The 19,160-nt window shown below is 41.9% G+C and carries 17 protein-coding genes, 2 pseudogenes and 1 riboswitch; of the genes and pseudogenes, 12 read left to right on the top strand and 7 right to left on the bottom strand.

The window, feature by feature from the left end:
- The 6 genes and pseudogenes from ACF1X7_RS07965 to ACF1X7_RS07940 form a co-directional block, all read left to right on the top strand.
- Positions 1 to 130 (top strand): annotated as a pseudogene (locus tag ACF1X7_RS07965) (IS30 family transposase); the annotation flags it as partial.
- A 62-nt stretch (positions 131 to 192) separates the two neighbouring features.
- Positions 193 to 1,089 (top strand): ABC transporter ATP-binding protein, encoded by an 897-nt coding sequence (locus tag ACF1X7_RS07960; protein ID WP_004271037.1) that lies wholly within the window; start codon positions 193 to 195, stop codon positions 1,087 to 1,089.
- Positions 1,082 to 2,335 carry an ABC transporter permease gene (locus tag ACF1X7_RS07955; protein ID WP_004271029.1) on the top strand — a complete coding sequence of 418 codons (1,254 nt, stop codon included), beginning with the start codon at positions 1,082 to 1,084 and terminating at the stop codon, positions 2,333 to 2,335. Before ACF1X7_RS07960 ends, ACF1X7_RS07955 begins: the two co-directional genes overlap by 8 nt.
- A gap of 80 nt (positions 2,336 to 2,415) precedes the next feature.
- Positions 2,416 to 3,495, top strand: coding sequence for an FAD:protein FMN transferase (locus ACF1X7_RS07950; protein ID WP_411162644.1), 1,080 nt, complete (start codon positions 2,416 to 2,418; stop codon positions 3,493 to 3,495).
- A gap of 104 nt (positions 3,496 to 3,599) precedes the next feature.
- Positions 3,600 to 5,495, top strand: coding sequence for a M13 family metallopeptidase (locus tag ACF1X7_RS07945; protein ID WP_004271032.1), 1,896 nt, complete (start codon positions 3,600 to 3,602; stop codon positions 5,493 to 5,495).
- Between the two features lie 60 nt (positions 5,496 to 5,555).
- Positions 5,556 to 6,173 carry a sugar O-acetyltransferase gene (locus ACF1X7_RS07940; protein ID WP_411162643.1) on the top strand — a complete coding sequence of 206 codons (618 nt, stop codon included), beginning with the start codon at positions 5,556 to 5,558 and terminating at the stop codon, positions 6,171 to 6,173.
- 185 nt (positions 6,174 to 6,358) lie between these two features.
- On the opposite strand, the gene thiE is transcribed toward ACF1X7_RS07940, so the two are convergent.
- From thiE to thiM, 3 genes and pseudogenes are all read right to left on the bottom strand, one after another.
- Complete coding sequence (gene thiE / locus ACF1X7_RS07935; RefSeq protein ID WP_039099056.1) at positions 6,359 to 7,030, bottom strand: thiamine phosphate synthase; 672 nt, start codon at positions 7,028 to 7,030, stop codon at positions 6,359 to 6,361.
- A pseudogene (gene thiD / locus ACF1X7_RS07930) lies at positions 7,023 to 7,834 on the bottom strand (bifunctional hydroxymethylpyrimidine kinase/phosphomethylpyrimidine kinase). The gene thiE and the pseudogene thiD overlap by 8 nt, the downstream one beginning before the upstream one ends.
- Positions 7,827 to 8,636, bottom strand: coding sequence for a hydroxyethylthiazole kinase (gene thiM / locus ACF1X7_RS07925; RefSeq protein WP_411162642.1), 810 nt, complete (start codon positions 8,634 to 8,636; stop codon positions 7,827 to 7,829). Before thiM ends, thiD begins: the two are co-directional and overlap by 8 nt.
- Before the next feature lie 71 nt (positions 8,637 to 8,707).
- Positions 8,708 to 8,813: riboswitch (TPP riboswitch) on the bottom strand.
- 227 nt (positions 8,814 to 9,040) lie between these two features.
- Here thiM and nagE point away from each other — a divergent pair.
- Complete coding sequence (gene nagE / locus ACF1X7_RS07920; RefSeq protein ID WP_064776739.1) at positions 9,041 to 11,059, top strand: N-acetylglucosamine-specific PTS transporter subunit IIBC; 2,019 nt, start codon at positions 9,041 to 9,043, stop codon at positions 11,057 to 11,059.
- Positions 11,060 to 11,112: 53 nt separating this feature from the next.
- Here the strand turns inward: nagE and ACF1X7_RS07915 are convergent, their stop codons facing one another.
- Together ACF1X7_RS07915 and ACF1X7_RS07910 are read right to left on the bottom strand one after the other, a co-directional pair.
- On the bottom strand, positions 11,113 to 12,060 hold the full coding sequence (locus ACF1X7_RS07915) for a DUF1002 domain-containing protein (protein ID WP_004271031.1): 948 nt from the start codon (positions 12,058 to 12,060) through the stop codon (positions 11,113 to 11,115).
- A 110-nt stretch (positions 12,061 to 12,170) separates the two neighbouring features.
- Positions 12,171 to 13,304: a VanZ family protein gene (locus ACF1X7_RS07910; protein ID WP_411162641.1), complete on the bottom strand. Its 1,134-nt coding sequence runs from the start codon at positions 13,302 to 13,304 to the stop codon at positions 12,171 to 12,173.
- 265 nt (positions 13,305 to 13,569) lie between these two features.
- Here ACF1X7_RS07910 and ACF1X7_RS07905 point away from each other — a divergent pair, with 265 nt between their 5' ends.
- The 4 genes from ACF1X7_RS07905 to ACF1X7_RS07890 all read left to right on the top strand — a co-directional run bounded on the left by ACF1X7_RS07905 (position 13,570) and on the right by ACF1X7_RS07890 (position 17,484).
- Positions 13,570 to 14,850: an adenylosuccinate synthase gene (locus ACF1X7_RS07905; RefSeq protein WP_004271108.1), complete on the top strand. Its 1,281-nt coding sequence runs from the start codon at positions 13,570 to 13,572 to the stop codon at positions 14,848 to 14,850.
- Positions 14,851 to 15,019: 169 nt separating this feature from the next.
- On the top strand, positions 15,020 to 16,330 hold the full coding sequence (locus ACF1X7_RS07900; RefSeq protein ID WP_039099062.1) for an NCS2 family permease: 1,311 nt from the start codon (positions 15,020 to 15,022) through the stop codon (positions 16,328 to 16,330).
- A gap of 143 nt (positions 16,331 to 16,473) precedes the next feature.
- Positions 16,474 to 17,136 (top strand): class A sortase, encoded by a 663-nt coding sequence (locus ACF1X7_RS07895; RefSeq protein WP_064776737.1) that lies wholly within the window; start codon positions 16,474 to 16,476, stop codon positions 17,134 to 17,136.
- A gap of 120 nt (positions 17,137 to 17,256) precedes the next feature.
- Entirely contained in the window at positions 17,257 to 17,484 is a 228-nt protein-coding gene (locus ACF1X7_RS07890; RefSeq protein WP_411162640.1) for a helix-turn-helix transcriptional regulator, read from the top strand.
- Positions 17,485 to 17,589: 105 nt separating this feature from the next.
- Here the strand turns inward: ACF1X7_RS07890 and ACF1X7_RS07885 are convergent, their stop codons facing one another.
- Positions 17,590 to 17,865, bottom strand: coding sequence for a hypothetical protein (locus tag ACF1X7_RS07885; protein ID WP_064776735.1), 276 nt, complete (start codon positions 17,863 to 17,865; stop codon positions 17,590 to 17,592).
- 65 nt (positions 17,866 to 17,930) lie between these two features.
- Positions 17,931 to 18,149 carry a helix-turn-helix transcriptional regulator gene (locus ACF1X7_RS07880; protein WP_064776734.1) on the bottom strand — a complete coding sequence of 73 codons (219 nt, stop codon included), beginning with the start codon at positions 18,147 to 18,149 and terminating at the stop codon, positions 17,931 to 17,933.
- 173 nt (positions 18,150 to 18,322) lie between these two features.
- On the opposite strand from ACF1X7_RS07880, the gene ACF1X7_RS07875 reads away from it, so the two are divergent.
- Entirely contained in the window at positions 18,323 to 19,090 is a 768-nt protein-coding gene (locus ACF1X7_RS07875; protein ID WP_052202745.1) for a helix-turn-helix domain-containing protein, read from the top strand.
- The last annotated feature ends 70 nt before the right edge of the window (positions 19,091 to 19,160 follow it).

The following is a 19,160-nucleotide window of genomic DNA, read 5'->3' as shown; positions in this document are numbered from 1 at the left end:
TTTTGAGCACATTAGTGCTCAAGATTTAACGACGACGTTACTCCAAATTAACCAGCGACCGCTTAAAATACTCGACTGGCAAACACCGTATCAGGTTATGCTGACAAATTTGTCCAAAAATTCGGATTAAATTTGCAATCTACCAAATGAATACGGTATAGTTAAGGTAATGAAAAGTAGGGGGTTGGGGACGTGCTGACTTTATCACATTTATCCAAAAGTTTCGGAACGATGCTAGCGGTCGACGATGTTTCATTTACGGTTAAGTCGGGCGAAATATTAGGCTTAATTGGTCAAAATGGAGCTGGAAAGACAACGACCTTTCGGATGATCTTGAATTTCATGGCACCAGATACGGGAACTATTCTCTGGAAAGGTCGCGCGTTTACCGCTGCGGATTATGACCAACTTGGCTATTTGCCAGAAGAACGAGGATTGTATCCAAAGATGACCGTGGAACAACAAATTTTGTACTTTGCACAGCTTCGTGGGCGCAGCATCGCAGACATCAAACCACAGATTGATGAGTGGTTGGTGCGCTTTGGGGTGAAAGGTAAGCGGACTGATAAAATCAAGGATCTTTCAAAGGGAAATCAACAAAAAGTGCAGTTGATTGCGACTTTGATCCATCAACCGGAACTCATTATTCTTGATGAACCCTTTAGTGGACTCGATCCAGTGAATGCAGAACTTTTAGAAGAAGGTATTTTATGGCTTAAAGAACAAGGTTCAGCAATCATTTTTTCGAGTCATGATATGACGAATGTTGCGCGGATTAGTGACCGGATTGTGATGTTGCGCGATGGGCAAGTGGTGCTCGCCGGTACAATCGATGAAATTCGGAATCAGTTTGGCCGAACGCAATTATTCTTAGAAGCACCGTTAGCACGCGAAACTTTAGCAAATATCAACGGTGTTTCACGTGTAACACAGCACGGGCAGCGGTTTGAATTAACTTTGGCAGACGAAACGGTTGGTAAAACGATTTTCGACTTAGCGACACAAAATGGCTATATCCTAGAGTTTAGTCAACAAGCACCAACGCTCGATGAAATCTTTAGAATGAAAGTGGAGGAAGGCCATGTTTAAGTTTAAGGTGATTTTTAAACAAGTATTTCTAAAGAATATTAAAAGCCCAGCGTATCTAATCATGATTTTGATGCCAATTGTGATGCTCGGGATTACGTTTGGTGTGAGTCGCTTGATGGATCATAGCAAAGAACCCGTTAGAATTGCTGTTTTGGCGCCGCAACCAGCAGAACAGAGTGAATTACAGCAGTTAAAAGGTAAAACATATCAAATCGATCAGCAGATTACGACTCGGGAACAAGCCACCAAAGCGCTCCAGAAAGAGCGAATTGATGGCTATTTGTTGTTGAGTGAGGAAAAAGGACAGACAATCAGTCGCTACTATGAACGAAAAGATAGTCCATCATTTGATGCGAGTGTCTTAGAGAATCAGTTAAATCAGATTCATTTAGTAGCTTTGGCGCAACAAGCAGGCGTTGCACCTGAACAGATCCAGAAATTGATGACGCCAACTGTCATTGCACCAGTGACGGTTAATTACCAGAATGGTCATGAAAAGATTTCCCAGGAAAACACTAAAGAAGTGGGCCAAATTATTTCAATTGGAATTACGGTCTTAATGTTCATCTTTATCGTGAATTATGCTGGAATGATTGCCCAAGAAATTGCGACTGAAAAAGGGTCGCGAATCATGGAAATCATTCTATCAAGTGTTTCGATTGAAATTCAATTTTTCGCGAAGATTGCCGCGATATTAGCCCTATTACTCACCCAAATTACTGTCTATATTTTAGTTGGGATTGTCGGGTTTCAGTTTTTGAAACAGCAACTACCGTTAGCAGAGTTATTGCCGATTATTCGTCGTGCTTTGGTTGCGCCAGCAATGTGGTATGCAGGAGTCTTTTTAATTATTGGGGTATTACTCTACACCGTATTAGCTGCAATGTTAGGCGCTGTTGTGTCTCGAATGGATCAGGTACAACAAGCCATTTCGCCATTGATTTTACTGGGCACATTAAGTTATTTGGGTGGCTTTGTACTGGCATCACAGACCGATATTCCATTATTGCGGGCGGTGAGCTATGTGCCATTGTTTTCACAGATTATGTTACCTGTGCGGCTGGCAAACGGTGATGTTGGCGCGTTCGGGGCTAGCATGGGACTCTTCATAGCCATGGCGACACTAATTGGACTGACTTATTTAGCATTAATTATCTATCGCATGAATATTCTAGTTTATTCGGATAAAGGTGTTTTTAAAGCATTAATTGCCACCTATCAGCAACTCAAAGAATCGCGCCAGTAGAAGATTTTTACAACCAATTAAAGCGGATTCATGGTATGATAGAGCCATGTGATTTTAGTAGCAAGGAGAGCGATTGAACGATGCAAAAACGATGGGTAAAATTCGGATTGGCACTCTTAGGGGTGACACTGGTATTGGCAGGCTGTCAAAGTAAGCCAGCGGACAAAGAAACGTTGGTCAAAAAGCCCTATGAAAAAAGTGATTACTATCTCGGAACGATTTGTACATTGCGAATCTATAATAAAGACAAGGAAGCCGTGCTAGATAAGGCTTTTGCGCGGATTAAAAAGTCCGAAAATCAAGCAACGTTAACCAAATCAGGTTCCGAATTGGATAAGATTAATGATAATGCCGGTGTTAAACCTGTACAGGTTAGCAAAGATATGTGGCCACTAATGGAAAAAGCGTTACATTATAGTCAAGAATCGGATGGCGCGTTTGATATGGCCATTGGTGCGATCACAGATTTATGGCAAATTGGGTTACCAGGCGCGCGGGTGCCAGCACAAGCAGAAATTGACCAAGCGTTACCATTAGTCGATTATCATGACGTTGTTTTGAATAAGGCTAAACGTACAGTTTACCTTAAGAAAAAAGGCATGCGACTTGATTTTGGCGGGATTGCTAAGGGGTACATTGCCGATCAAGTTAAACAAGTTTTTAAGGAAAATGGTGTGACATCAGCCGTTATTGATTTAGATGGGAATGTGATTGTTATGGGGCATTCACCATTAGGGAAGAACAAACCATGGACGGTCGGCATTCAAGATCCGAAAAAGGCGCGTGGAGAATCAGTCGGTACGATTAAAGGCCGTGATATTTCGGTTGTTACGGCAGGGATTTATGAACATTATCTAAAAAAAGACGGGCATACTTACATTTATCTCTTTGATCGCCATACTGGCTACCCATATGAAAATAACCTAGCGAGTGTCACAATTATCTCGCCTAAATCAGTAGATGGAGATGCCCTTTCAAATGCTGTCTTTAATAAGGGGATTGTCGAAGGCATGCAGCTCATCAACAACAAACCGAAGAATATCCAAGCCATCATGATCACAAAAGATAATAAAATCTATCTATCAAACGGTTTGAAGAAGACGTTTAAACTTAACCAAGATTCAAATTATCAAGTTGAAAAACAATTACCAACGAAATAGCCGCTAAATTGCGGCTTTTTTGCAATTATGGGGGTCAAAGCATTAACGGAAAAAGTGGCAAAATGTTAAAATTGGGAAAGAATCTGCTTTTGAGGAGGACAATGATGACAAACGTGCGAATGCAAGATGATTTTTATACGGCAGTGAATCAAGAATGGTTAAAAACGGCTGAAATTCCAGCGGATAAACCAGCAACAGGCGGCTTTGTCGCCTTGGTTGATGAGATTGATCAGCAATTAATGGCTGATTTTGCTAAGATGTCGACCGCAAAGAACGCATTGTTACAACATTTTCTAGATTATTACGAACTAGCTGCGGACTTTCAAACGCGGGATGCACTCGGTATGAAACCGATTCTACCAATGGTAGCCCGGGTGCAATCTCTCGATAGTTTAGCAACTTACAATCGTGGGTTAGCTGATTGGGTACTTTCCGGGTTACCAACACCATTTGGCTTATCTGTCGATGCTGACATGAAAGACACAGCCCATCACGCCTTGTATGCGGAAGCTAGCGACTTAATTTTGCCAGATAAGACCTATTATGAAGCTGACAATCCCAATGCTGACCATTTATTGGCGGTCTTTACGGATATGATGGTTCAGCTCTTGCAGAAAATTGGGATTGCGCCCGTTGATGCAACGAAGACGGTCAAATTAGCGTTGGCATTTGATCGGTCACTGGCACCTTATGTGAAGAGTGCCGAAGAAGCAGCGGATTACACGAAGCTCTATAATCCACAGCTTTGGAGTGATTTTATGCAACAACAAACGACACTTGATTTTCCACGTTTATTTAGCAAGGTGCTACCTGTTCAACCGGAAAAAATTATCGTGACGGAACCGAAGTATTTTGCGCAACTGAATCAGCTTGTGACAGACGCCAATTTCGAAACGTTCAAAGCGTGGCTGTTAGTCATGACAGTTCGTAGTTGGAGCGGTTATCTGAATGAAGAGGCACGCCAAATTAGTTCGCTCTATAGTCGTGCGTTATCTGGTAGTAAGGAAGCTCGTCCACAACAAAAGAGTGCTTACTACCTTGCCTTAGGGATGTTCAATCAAGTTGTTGGCGATTATTACGGTCGGCAATACTTCGGTGAAGCAGCCAAGGCCGACGTCCAAAAGATGGTCCAAAAAATGATTGGTGTTTATCAAAAACGCCTTGAAAAAAATGACTGGCTAACCGAAAAAACACGCCAACAAGCGATTGTAAAACTCAACCACCTTGGGATTCATGTCGGTTACCCGGATCAGATTGCCCCTATTTTTGCGAAGTTGGTCACAGTACCTAAAGCAGAAGATGGGACATTATTTGAAAATACAGCTGACTTTATTCGAACGATTGAAACGGAAAATTTTGCGAAACTTACTCAACCGGTGGATCGTAATAAGTGGGAAATGGGCGCTGCCACAGTTAATGCCTATTATTCACCTTCGAAGAATATCATTGTCTTTCCCGCGGCTATTTTGCAAGCACCTTTTTACAGTTTAGAACAAAGTAGCAGTGCTAACTACGGTGGGATTGGTGCAGTGATTGCACATGAAATCTCACATGCTTTTGATAATAACGGTGCGCAATTCGACGAGTATGGCAACATGCATAATTGGTGGCAAGAATCAGATTTAGCTCACTTCAAGACACTTTCGGAAGAAATGATTGCAGAATTTGATGGCCTAGAATATGCAGGCGCAACAGTTAACGGGAAATTAACTGTCTCGGAAAACATTGCCGATGCGGGTGGCTTGAGTTGTGCCCTTGAAGCAGCCAAAGAAGAACCTGATGTTGATTTGGCAGCCTTCTTTGTCAATTGGGCAACGATTTGGCGGATGAAAGCTACAAAGCAATATCAACAATTATTGTTAAATATTGATGTTCATGCACCAAACGCGTTGCGGGCCAATATTCAGGTCCAAAACTTGGCAGCCTTTTACGAGACATTTAATGTAACGAAAGCTGATCAGATGTACTTAGCACCCGCTAAACGGGTTGCAATTTGGTAAATTAAAAAGGTGCGCCACAATTGTGACGCACCTATTTTAGTAGTGATGGGGGATAAAGAAATGTCAGAAAAAAAACGCATGATTAATGGTCAAATTTATCGGGCGAACGATTCAGAATTGCGAGCCGATATGAAACACGCGCGCGTACTTACTCGGTTGTTTAATCAAACCACTGAAGAACAACAAGATTACCGACGCGAATTAACCAAGTCTTTATTTGCGAAAAGTGGCTCAGAGTTATATATTGAGCCACCATTTAGAACTGATTATGGTTGCCAAACACGCATTGGTGAGCATGTGTATATGAATTACGATTGCATCATTATTGATGTAGCACCAGTGACGATTGGGAACCACGTTTTCTTTGGACCTCGTGTAGGACTCTACACAGCTGGTCACCCAACGACGGCACAAGAACGCCGGGATGATTTGGAATATGGTAAGCCAATCACCATCGGGGATGATGTGTGGATTGGTGGCAATACGGTTGTTAATCCAGGCGTGACAATTGGGAACAATGTGGTGATTGGTTCTGGATCAGTTGTGACTAAAGACATTCCTGATAACGTGATTGCAGTTGGTAATCCATGTCGGGTACTCCGGCCGATTGATGAGGCAGAAGAGGCCTACTGGGCGCAGCAAAAAGCAAGTTATTTTGAAGCTCTTGCTAATGAATAAGTTTACCGAGTAGTGTTAAATGGAGTAGTCATCACTAACAAAGCACTAAGCTAAATATCAGCAAACTACCGAGAAAAAGCCGCTAGTACTCTATAAAAAGGGTTCTAGCGGCTTTTTTAAATGTTTGGTGGATCAAACTGGCAGCAAATACTATTCAGAATGGGTCAAACCGTAATAAGGGTTAATTACGATTGGTTTTCATCAGTACTGCGGTGCCATGGCTTTTGTAATGCTTGGACGGCTTGAGCGATATCTGTGGCGTGGGTGACTGCTGAGATAACGGCAACTCCATCCACGGTAGTCTTTGCGACTTGAGCAACGTTTTCTTGGTTGATACCACCAATCGCAACAACCGGTAGTTCACTTTGCTGCGTTAAGAAACGTAAGCGATTAGTGCCAAGTGCTGGTTTAGCATCTTCTTTGGAATTGGTTGGAAAAATTGGACCAATGCCAATGTAATCAAGTATCGGTTGATTATGACTTTGGTGAAGTTCTTGTTCAGTGTGGCAAGATAGACCAGTTATTAAGCCGTGTGCTTTGGCCGTTTCAATTTTATGCCACGGGTGATCGCTTTGGCCGACATGAATACCATCTGCATTGATTTGAAGTGCTAAATCGAGATTGTCATCGATAATAAATGGGACTTGATAATGGCGGCAAAGGGCTTGAGCCGCTGTCGCATACTTTAAAATCGCATCGGAATCTTGCAGACTACCAGCACCTTTTTCACGGAATTGGAAACAGGTAATGCCGGCTTGTAGTGCTTGTTCGAGAATGTTTAGAAAATCATCCATACCGGTATTTTGGGTACCCGCTACCAAATAAGTTTGGAACATTTCCCGGGAAATGTTAGTCATGATGAACCTCCTGATAAGCCCAGTGATTGGTTGGTCCGTGGCCGTGACCAACAGCAATCGGATTAGCAATTGCGGCTTGGATAAAGGCTTTGCTAATATGAATTGCTGCTTTCAAAGGGGTGCCCTTAGCTAGCTCGGCGGTTAAACAAGCTGAAAACGTATCTCCAGTGCCATGTGTTCGTTTAGTAGCAATTCGTGGTGTAGTTAACCATTCATCTTGTCCATCAGCGTAGAGGACGTAATCGGCGGCTTGTGATTGATAGTCTAAATGGCCCCCTTTGATAATGATATTCTTGGCGCCCATTTGTTGGAGTTGGTGGGCCGCTTGTTTGAAATCAGCTGTTGTCTTTATGCGGCTGCCCGTGAGAACTTCGGTTTCGGGTAAGTTGGGTGTCAGCACTGTGGTTAGCGGCAATAATTCAGTACGTAGGGTATCGATGGCATCGTCGGCAAGTAGCTGTGCACCGCCCTTGGCAATCATTACAGGATCAAGGGTAGCGGCCCCCAATCATAATGGCGTAGATTTTCAGCGACCGTTGCAACATGTTCAGCATCTGCCAACATTCCCGTTTTGCAGGCACGAATTTTAAAGTCAGTAGTCAATGAAGCGAATTGTTGATTGATTAGTGATAGTGGTAGTGGCAGACTGGCTTGAACGCCAAGCGTATTCTGAGCGGTGATCGCGACAACTACATTGGTTGCAAAAACATGGCGCTCTTGGATAGTTTTAATATCAGCTTGCATACCAGCACCACCACCGCTGTCAGAACCGGCGATGGTTAGAGCTTGTGGGAATTCATTCATGAGTAGGCACCTCACTTAGTTGGACGGTATTTGCTACTTTGGCTGGGGTAATGTGGAATAAATAATCGATTAATTGGGGATAGAAGGTCCCAGGTAGCGGTGTTTCCATTGCTGTGGCTACTAGTTCGCCGGCAACGGCAAATGTGGCGGCTGCTTCGATAGCGGCTTGGTAGGGATCTGCAGGATGAACTGCAACAAATGCACCACAGAGACCCGATAACATATCACCTGAACCAACATGTGTTTGAAAAAGTGAGGTACCATTTGAAATCAGCGTAACGCGTTGACCGTCTGTAATAATGTCGGTCGGACCCGTTAATAAAATTATGGTGTGTAAACGATTGGCCGCGGCCTTAGCAATAATGACTGGATCGCTATTTCCATGCCCGGCGTCGATGCCATTTGCTTGCCAATCTATCCCAGCAAAATAAGCAATTTCACCTGCATTACCACGAATGAGAGTTGGTGTGTCAAGTATTAATAGTTGCTCGATAATTTGCTGGCGGTAGGCCAGTGAGCCAACTGCCACTGGATCAAGAACAATGGGTTTTTGTTGTTGATAAGCGGCGGTCATTAGGGCCATCATTTCTTGAATCTGTGGTGCCCACAAACTACCAATATTAATCGTAATGGCTTGTGCGATGGTAACAATTCCCTCCGCTTCTTCTGGTGCATTAGACATAATTGGTGAGGCACCGATTGCATTTTGTGCGTTGGCGACCTGATCAATTGTGACGCCATTTGCGACATTAGCAACGATTGGATTGAGCGCTCTAACTTTTTCTAACAGTGAAACAACCATATAAAAACCTCCCTTAAAAACTAAAAAAACCACTTAACGATGCACGAATGCATAGAAAAGTGGTGTGAGTAGTCTAAAGAAAGGCACTTTCCTACGCAAGTCTGAACTTACAGGTTCAAAGGGATCAGGCTGTACAAACCTATCTCAGTTCTTCTAAGAACACCCCTAGTGCAAAGCGATTAATTTGTACCCTCAGTATAGAGAGTGTGGTAGGTGAATGCAACCGTTTTATTTGGTGAATCAGATATTATTTGTTAACTTTTAGGTATAGACCAATATTTTTTGTGTGCATGAAACCGCTTCAACCGCTATTTATAAAGGTCTATACCGGTTGTTAAGCGCTTGCTTATCGTTTACATTAATGATTTAATCATATTAACGAAAAAATGAATGGAGAAAAACTTATGAAGAATTACTTACAACGAATGGGTCGTTCATTAATGTTGCCAGTTGCTGTTTTACCAGCAGCCGCAATTTTAATGGGGATTGCGAACTGGGTTGGCAATGGCGATTCAAACGCAAACGTCTTTACAATTTTCTTATCAGCCGGTGGCGGTGCAATTTTAAATAACCTGCCATTATTATTCGCCGTTGGTTTAGCACTCGGGATGTCTAAGGATCAAGATGGTGCAGCTGCACTTGCTGGTTTAGTCGCTTTCTTAGTGCCTAAGACAATCTTGGCACCTGCTTCAATTCAAGCGATGCAAGGTTTATCAGACATCGCTAAAGTAAATCCAGCTTTTGGTAAGATTGAAGGGAATGTTTTAATCGGGATTATTGCCGGCTTAATTGCGGCTGCAATGTATAATCGCTTCCACAACGTGAAGTTGCCAATGGCCCTCTCATTCTTTAGTGGGAAACGTTTAGTGCCAATTATGGCGGCAACTGCAATGATGGTTGTTTCAGCTATCTTGTACTTTGTTTGGCCAGCCGTCTTTACAGTATTAGTGTCATTTGGTGAAGCAATTTCTAAATTGGGTTGGTTTGGTGCCGGTCTATACGGCTTTTTCAACCGTTTATTAATTCCAACCGGATTACACCATGCCTTGAACTCTGTGTTCTGGTTTGATGTTGCTAACATTAATGATATCGGGAATTTCTTGGGTGGTGCGAAATCACTTGCGATTGGTTCAGCTGTGATTGGTAAGACAGGGATGTATCAAGCTGGTTTCTTCCCAGTCATGATGTTCGGCTTACCTGCTGGGGCTTACGCAATCTACAAAAATGCTCGTCCAGAACGCCGTAAAGCAACAGCTTCATTGATGTTAGCTGCTGGTTTTGCGTCATTCTTTACAGGGGTGACAGAACCACTTGAATTCTCATTCATGTTTGTTGCATGGCCACTTTATGTATTGCATGCAGCTTTCACAGGGATTTCATTGGCTGTTGCTGCTTTCTTCCACTGGACAGCTGGTTTCGCATTTAGTGCTGGATTAGTCGATTATGTTTTAAGTTTGAAAAACCCAGTTGCTAACCAACCGTTGATGTTATTGGTTGAAGGGTTGGTCATGGCAGTTATTTACTACTTTGGGTTCAACTTTGCCATCAAGAAATTTAACTTGATGACACCAGGTCGTGAAGCAGAAGATGCTGTTGATGAAGATACTGCTGGCGTTGAAACAGACGCTACTGATGATAAATTCATGGTTCAAGCAAAACGGATCTACGCTGCAATCGGTGGCAAAGACAATATCAAAGTGATTGACAACTGTACAACACGTCTTCGATTACAATTAGAAGACACTGCCAATGTTAACCAATCAGCGATTAAAGCTGCTGGTACTGCTGGGATTAACGTTTTAGATAAAACAAACATTCAAATTATTATTGGAACAGAAGTCCAATTTGTTGCTGATGCTTTAAAAGAACTTTATAACCACAATACGCCAATCGCAACAAGTACACCAGAACAAGCTGCCGCACCAGTTGAAGCACCTGTTGATAGCGATATTAACTCAGGTGAAACAGATGTTTTCTATGCAGTTGCTAATGGTGAATTGATCGATATTGAAAATGTTGATGATCCAACTTTTGCTCAAAAAATGCTCGGTGATGGCTATGCTGTCATTCCAACAGACGGCAAAATTGTTGCACCAGTTGATGGGACTGTTATGACTGTGTTCCCAACGAAACATGCAATCGGGATTAAAACAACGAACGGTTTAGAAGTCTTAGTGCACATGGGAATTGATACGGTTGAATTAAATGGCGCACCTTTTGCAGTCGCTGTTGAAGAAGGCCAAACAATCAAACATGGCGACTTATTAGCAACGGTTGATTTGAATCAAATTACTGCTGCTGGTAAGAAGACGGCAATGATGGTGATCATTACCAACATGCCCGCTGTTGATTACATTAAGTTTAACGCAATGAGTACCACAGTTGCTGCAGACGCAGTTGCCTTAAAAGCAACAACGAAATAATGAATAAATAAAAAGCCCCGCAAACTTCAGTTTGCGGGGCTTTTTTGTGTTATTTAGTTAAATAATCCTTTGAAGAAATTAGCCATGCTATCAAAGAGTTTTTGAATGAAGTTCCGATTGCTTTGGGTGTTGAGCTTATTGAAGATGTTTTTCGCACCACTTTGGATATTATTCATTAACTTACCGGCTTGATTCTTGAAATCATCCGAATTTAAAGCACCGGAATCTTGGATTTTAACGAGAACATTAATGATTTGTTGTTTTTGATTATTGTTGATGATGTTGGTGAGGTTGTTTTGTTCGAGTTGATTATTGACGATGGTAGTAATTTGGTTAACAGTCAGATTATTGCCCTTACTTGCCATGTCTTTTTTGGCACCTGTGACGGCATTATTCAATTGGGAATCTGAATAACCATCGGTGCCTTTATTAGCCTGTGTGATATCGCTGAGGGTGCTCATTTCGTCTTGAGCAGCAGTTACTTGCGCTTGGTTGAGTGAATCGCCATTTTCAGCGAAAGCGGCGTAAACACCAGCTAAGGCGCCAGAGCCATCGATTGGAATGGCGGAAGTCACGTATATTGTCGCATTCGTGACGCCGGCGGTTAAGGCCGCATTTTTATATTGGTTGGCTGTAATTGTGGTGATGTTGTTACGGCCATTAAAATCGATAATTTTAACATTGATGCCGGTATTGCTGTCATTTTTTTGAATTAAAGCACTTGAGTAGACACTTGAGTTGGCGTTAAATGTTTGTTGATTTTGATCAAGATATTTTACAAGTGTGGAACCGGTCACTGTTAGTTCACTGACATCTGTGACATTCGCGGCATTTTCCAGTGTCTTGAGGGTATCAGCTTTTTGGGTGCTAGAAAGGCTGGTCCCAAGAGTGGCAACGGGTTTGTCCCACGATGTGGTGCTGTCGGCAAAGGCCGGTTGTGCGCTCAGACCGATAATAGCAGTAAATGCAATGGGGATGAGGAACTTCAATTTATTAAACATAAGCAATAATCCTTTCTCAAAGCGAATGATACCTTTAGTATAGCCAATTCAAGCCGTAAAGTATCCGATTTTAACTATTTTTAGGAATTAAAGATGATTTTAAGGCTTTTTTAAGGTTGCTGAGTGGGGTGAATGCTACTAATGACCCGTGTATGGGTTAGTTTCTCGTAGAATAATTGTGGTCGTTTAGTCACCCAACTTAATAAGAAGTTACCGGTGAATAACAGTGGTGGTAAGAGTGAGAGACCGATAATAAAGAGATAGACGTCAAAATGTTGTTGGCCACTAGCAACAGCGGCATCCAGGGTGACGCGCCAGAGTTGAAAACTGGGAATGACGATGAAAAATAGGAGTAGCTGGCGCCAGAAGATCGCCCAACGAGGATGATGGTCAGCGACAATCTGTAGTTGCAGGAGAGATTGACCAGGTGTTTTGCCACGCCAAAAAACGGGGAGCATTAAGAAGTAAGCACCAGTTGCCAGGCAGTACTGAAGCATTTCTGAATGAATGGTGGGTAGTTTTAGTAATCGCCAGATAACAGCAATTGCAAATGTAATGATGCCTAACACACAGTAATCAACGGCAAGTGCCAATAAGCGCCGGAAGTAGCCCACTTTTTGACCGCGCGCATAGGCTGCTTGATCCAAACTTTCACGAGTGGGTAAGAAAAAGGTGACCAAGGGCTGGAGATAAAATCCAAGTAGTCCGCCAGAGATGTTGAGCAATAAGTCATCAACATCAAATAACCGATAAGGGCGAGGATAAATACCATACAGTCCGGAAAGTTGCGTGAGTTCAAAGAATAGGGATAACGTAAAACTAAGTAATAAGGTCTGTTTGAAAGACGTTTTAAAGAAGTAACGTAAATAAATGCCAAATGGAACGGTTAAAAAGATGTTAAACAACGGCTGAATGGTTGCCGCTTGTTTAAGTGTTGCGAGGTATGAACTCGGTTCGGTCCAAACGAAATGGGTTGAGTTGATAAACTCCCGGACAAACGTAAAGGGAACTAAGTTATAGCGCGGGGTGGTTAAATGAGCGACCACCGAGCGTGGGGGGAGGGGAAGAATAATTAAGCAGTAAGCGGCTACCAAGTAGAATATGAAGCTGTAGAGAATTACACTACGCAGGATGGTTAGCGAACCATAACGATGATAGTGGTAAACTAACAGTGGAACGGTTAAGATGATTGCGACGAATGGAAAGGCAATTGCCGCAGTAATGATATTGCTGACGTAAACCATGATGAGCTCCTTTGGTGTTAGATGTGGTTATATTGTATTTTTTTAATGAACGCCTGTCAAAACAGGGATCATTGTTCGTTATTTACGTTTGTATTTTATCGGTTATATGTATCGTTAAGATTTTACGGAATAAAGGCTGATTAGAGATTTTAAAGTTCGTCTTTTATATTGATTTTGAGATAATTTGTTGCTACAATAGTTTTTGTGAGTTTTAGGGTTTAAATAGCGGATCTGAAGACGGATTCGAATAGAGGAGTATGTTTATATGACATCTGTAGTAGTTGTTGGAACACAGTGGGGCGATGAAGGTAAAGGCAAGATTACCGACTTTTTAGGTCAAAATGCTGATGCTATCGCGCGTTATCAAGGTGGCGACAATGCAGGTCATACCATTCAGTTGGGTGACACAACTTACCATTTACAATTAATTCCATCTGGGATTTTTAACAGTGACAAACTCAGCGTGATTGGCAACGGGGTCGTTGTAAATCCGAAGACCCTCGTTTCTGAATTGAAATATTTAACGGATCAAGGGATCAACGTGAGTCAATTAAGAGTATCAGATCGGGCACACGTTATCTTGCCATACCATTCTAAATTGGATGGCTTACAAGAAGCAGCCAAGGGTGATCAAAAGATTGGGACGACTAATCGTGGGATTGGCCCAGCTTATATGGATAAAGCCGCTCGGAGTGGGATTCGGATTGCCGATTTATTGGACAAGGAACTCTTTGCAACTAAATTAAAACAAAACTTAGACGAAAAAAATGCGCTCTTTACTAAAATCTACGGTGCTGAACCACTTGAATATGAGACAATGTTTGCAGAATATTATCAATATGGTCAAGAAATTAAACAATATGTTTGTGATACTTCAGTTGTTTTGAATGATGTTTTGGATCAAAAGGGGAATGTCTTATTTGAAGGCGCACAAGGCATCCTCTTGGATATCGACCAAGGTACGTATCCATTTGTGACATCATCAAACCCTGCCGGCGGCGTTTCAACAGGTTCAGGAGTTGGTGCTTCACGGATTGACGAAGTGGTTGGGGTGGCTAAAGCTTATACCTCACGCGTTGGTGATGGCCCATTCCCAACTCAGTTAGATGATGAAACTGGCGACTTCATTCGTGAAGCCGGTCATGAATATGGTACTGTTACTGGTCGCCCAAGACGCGTTGGTTGGTTCGACTCAGTTGTGCTTCGGCATTCAAAACGAGTGGCGGGTGTGACCCAATTATCATTAAACTGTGTGGATGTCCTAACTGGGATTAAAACATTGAAGATCTGTGTCGCTTACGAATTAGATGGCGAACAAATCGATCGTTATCCAGCAAGTCTCCGCGAATTAGAACGTTGCACACCGATTTATGAAGAATTACCTGGTTGGGATGAAGATATCACGGGTGCTAAGACGCTAGAAGACTTGCCAGCTAATGCGCGGCACTATGTTGAACGAATTCAAGAATTAGTTGATTTACCATTAGCAACATTTGCTGTTGGTCCAGATCGTGAACAAACAAATGTCTTATCTGCTATCTGGTAGGTATTGCTGAAAAAGAGTACAAAAAAAGAGAATGCAAAGTTCGTTTTCTAAACGTGTCGTTAAACACGCCAACAAACTTTCATTCTCATGGGTTTGGCACCAGTCAGTATTATACACACATTACCCCTAAAAAGATAGTGGGAAAATTAGTTGGTTTAGAGGAGTCGTTATGGGAAGAGTAAGTCGTTTCTTCGGGATTGAAGAACAACATTCAACAGTGCAACGGGAAATCCTAGCAGGATTCACCACATTTATTTCAATGGTTTATATTTTATTCGTTAACCCGAGCGTTTTAGGTGATTCAGGGATGGATAAAGGGGCTGTTTTTGCAGCCACAGCATTAGCAAGTGCGATCGGGTGTTTCTTGATGGGGTTATATGCTAAATACCCAATTGCAACCGCACCAGCTTTAGGGATTAATGCCTTTTTCAGTTATTCAGTGGTTATCGGGATGGGTGTGTCATGGCAGACGGCGTTAGCGGGTGTATTTGTGGCTTCATTAATCTTCATGTTGATTACTGTCTTTAAGCTACGGGAAATCATTATTGATGCCATTCCGCGGAATATGAAACTAGCGATTTCAGCTGGGATCGGGATGTTTGTGGCTTTCATCGGTTTACACGGTGGTGGCTTGATTGTTGCGAACAAATCAACCGTTGTTGGTTTGGGGGACTTCTCGCAAGGGACGACTTGGTTAACTGTTTTCGGCTTAATCATTACCGTTATTTTAATGGTCCGTAAAGTACCAGGAGCAATCTTTATCGGGATGCTTCTAACCTCAATTGTGGGAGCCATCAGTGGCCTAATTAAGTTGCCAACACACTTTGTTGCAGCTGCGCCAAGTTTGAAACCCACTTTCTTAGCTGGTTTAAATCACATTGGCGATATCAACACCGTTCAAATGTGGGTCGTTGTACTCACTTTCTTATTAGTGACCTTCTTTGATACCGCCGGGACATTGGTCGGTTTAGCTGAACAAGCCGGCTTCATGAAAGATAACAAGATGCCCCGCGTTGGGAAAGCTTTGGTATCAGATTCAACGGCCATGTTAGCTGGGTCATTACTCGGAACATCACCAGTTGGGGCCTTTGTCGAATCATCCGCTGGGATTGCTGTTGGTGGTCGAACTGGTTTAACGGCCGTTGTGACGGGTGTGTTATTCGTCTTCAGTTTATTCTTCTCACCATTATTGACGGTTGTCACGTCACAAGTGACGGCCCCCGCATTAGTGATTGTCGGTGTTTTAATGGCTCAATCATTGAAGAAAATTGACTGGGAAAAATTAGAAATTGCAATTCCTGCCTTCTTAATCGTTCTAGGTATGCCACTGACTTACAGTATTTCTGACGGGATTGCATTGGGCTTTATCGTCTATCCAATCACAATGATTACAGCTGGTCGTCGCAAAGAAATTCATCCAATTATGTATGTTTTATTCTTTGTTTTCGTGGTCTTTATGTACATCTTAAACGTAAAATAAACAACAAACGCACAGCCGAAAGTTTCGGTTGTGCGTTTTTATGTGTTGCTGTTATTAATTGCGAATCACAAGGATTTAGAGCCGGTAAATATAAAATAGTGTGTTACAATAGTCGTAAATACTAGTGAAGGGTTTAAACTGTTATGCAAAAAAAGACAAGAAACCGATTAATTAATGGCTTATTAGCCATTCTGTTAGTGGTTGGATTAGTGTTGGTCTTCATCAATCCAATCCGCAACCAACTGGTTAAAATGATGGCGCATCGTCAGATGGACGTCACAGCTGCTCAAATTAAGAAAAACCAACATAAAAAAGCGAGCTTTGATTTTGATAAGGTTGATTCACTCGATACAAAACAGATTGTGAATGCCGCTATTAAAGGTGATGTGATTGTCTTAGGAAAAGTTGCAATTCCAAGTGTCAAGATGGCCTTGCCAGTCATGAAAGGCGTCTCAGAGGACACAATGGCTCAAGGTGGAGGCACAATGAAACCTGATCAGCAAATGGGTGCAGTTAACAATTATGCTTTAGCAGGGTATTCTTTCCAAAACATCTTTCTGCCACTTGAAAATGTGCGCGTCAGCGATAAGGTCTACTTAACGGATATGGAAAAAGTCTACACGTACAAAGTTGATTACAAAGCTTCAATCAGTCCATACGACGTAAAAGTCATCGATGATGTACCAGGTCGTAAAATGGTGACACTGATTACCTGTGATAAAACGGTCCGCAGATGGTGTATTCAAGGTGAACTCGTGAAGGCCCAAAAGGCAACAAAGAAAATGTTAGCTGTTTTCGGGAATTAACCCGGGAAATAAAAGACTGCCAGTGAGTTGAAATGCTTTAATAGCAGGGATGCAACAGATTTGTTGCTTGTTTTTGTGGGGGTTAATTCGTTAAATTAGGTTTATAGCGGAGGTGGCAAAATGTCAGTTGGGAATGCTTTAAAGGAAGCTAGGATGAATGTTGGGGTGACGCAGGAACAAATTGCACAGAAATTGTTTGTTACACGTCAAACGGTTTCTAGATGGGAGCAAGATAAAACATTACCAAACGTTCATGTTTTAAAAACACTTAGTGTGCTTTATGGTATTCCAATTGATTTCATGTCTGGCATTATTCATTATTGGGCTTGTGCTTTATCCAGTCGCTAAGAAGATATCAGGAATGGTTGTTAGCTTTGGTAAACAATATGTTAAATATAATCAAAAGGCTCTATACGCATAAACATAAAAACGTCATCTATTGGATGACGTTTTTTATTTGAAAATCATTGGAATGAGGCCACCTACTAAGAATAGAATAATCAATACCCAAATGACTTTTCCGAGTGGGTGATTCGGGTTAATCGTTAAGCCGACCCCAATTGGCTTAGGGATAATTAAGGGCTGTTTAGCATGCGGTATAATTGGATAAAATTGGCGTGTTTTGAAGTAACTGAAGCCAATCAAAACAACCGCAACGCTTAAAGTTAATAGCCCAGACATTGATTCGGTTAAGACTGCAGGGAAAAAGGCGTGGACGATTAAAATCACAAGTAATGTCCCTAATGAGAGTCCTAATCTCCAATCAACAACGTGGGATTGTTTGATTTGTTTAATCAGTTGATAGTCATCAGAGACTTGTTGGACATAACCATCGTGTCGTCAATTGTTAGAGAATAAAGTTCACTGATGGCAATTAACATGGGGACATCCGGATAGTTCTTACCGGTTTTCCAATTGGAAATTGTTTGCCGCGTGGTGTGCAATTGGTCAGCAACGGCTTGTTGGGTTAAGTTCAGTGCCAGTCGGCGTTCTTTTAAAATGGTAGCAAGCATAATGGTTAAACCTCCCTAAATGATTAGCTCTAGCATAACGGTAGATTGTCAGAATGAAAAGCAAGTGATACTTGCAAAGCAGGAAATAGCTAGTTTTAAACGTGGGGCACTTATTTGGTGCGTGTTATTTTGTTAATTGTAAGCTATGATGCAATTATTGAGGAGGTGGCAAAGTGAGTTTTGCAGCAGAATTAAAGAGGAATCGATTAGCGCAACATCTGTCACAACAAGACTTGGCCGATCAATTATTTATTTCAAGGCAGACTGTTTCCAAATGGGAAAATGAAGTGAGTTATCCAGATATCGATAAATTAATGGCTATCAGTAGTTTGTTTGGCGTAAGCATTGATTATCTACTAGGCAATGATTCGAAATTGAAGGAGAGTGTGTTAATGAAAAATAAAATTTATCGGGTACTCAAAACCAGTTTGAAATATGTTGGTGCGATTGGCATCTTCGTTTTAGTTTTTTCGGGCGTTAATGCATGGTTGAACCGACCAACTGAAATGCAATTATCAGATTTAAAGATTAACAATACTTTTTTTGAAAAGAAGGCCGGGCACCTTGTTTTAAATGTATATGGTGAATTGAAGCCGACCTTTGCCAGTTCGTCAGGTGGCATCTTCGGACCTTTAGAGAGTAAAGAAGGAACTTATAATCTCTCTAATGGGAAGCAAAATATCCAGATTTATGGGGAGAAGACGCGGAGTCCTTTTGGTAATAAAACAGTCGCATTTGAGATCCCAGAGGATGCCTATCATGAGATTAATCTGATGGAAAAGGATATCTACTTAGCTGATCGAAAAGGCGGCAAGGTAAAGCTGTACGATCATCGGACACAGACGCAGCCGTATAGTCATGATCAAAAGAATAGTAAGCAGATATTAAAGTTGATGAAACAATATAAGGATGTTGGCTACGGGGGAGAACTTAAAGAGTAGTCTAGAAACCATACATCATGTATACTTGATGGGTGGTCAGGGGTTTGAGCCTGTTTCACGTGAAAATGCC

It is taken from the genome of Latilactobacillus sp. VITA-14 (assembly GCF_046580785.1).
GTDB lineage: Bacteria > Bacillota > Bacilli > Lactobacillales > Lactobacillaceae > Latilactobacillus > Latilactobacillus curvatus.
Note: the sequence above shows the minus strand (reverse complement) of the source record. Positions and strands in the feature narration are given on the sequence as shown.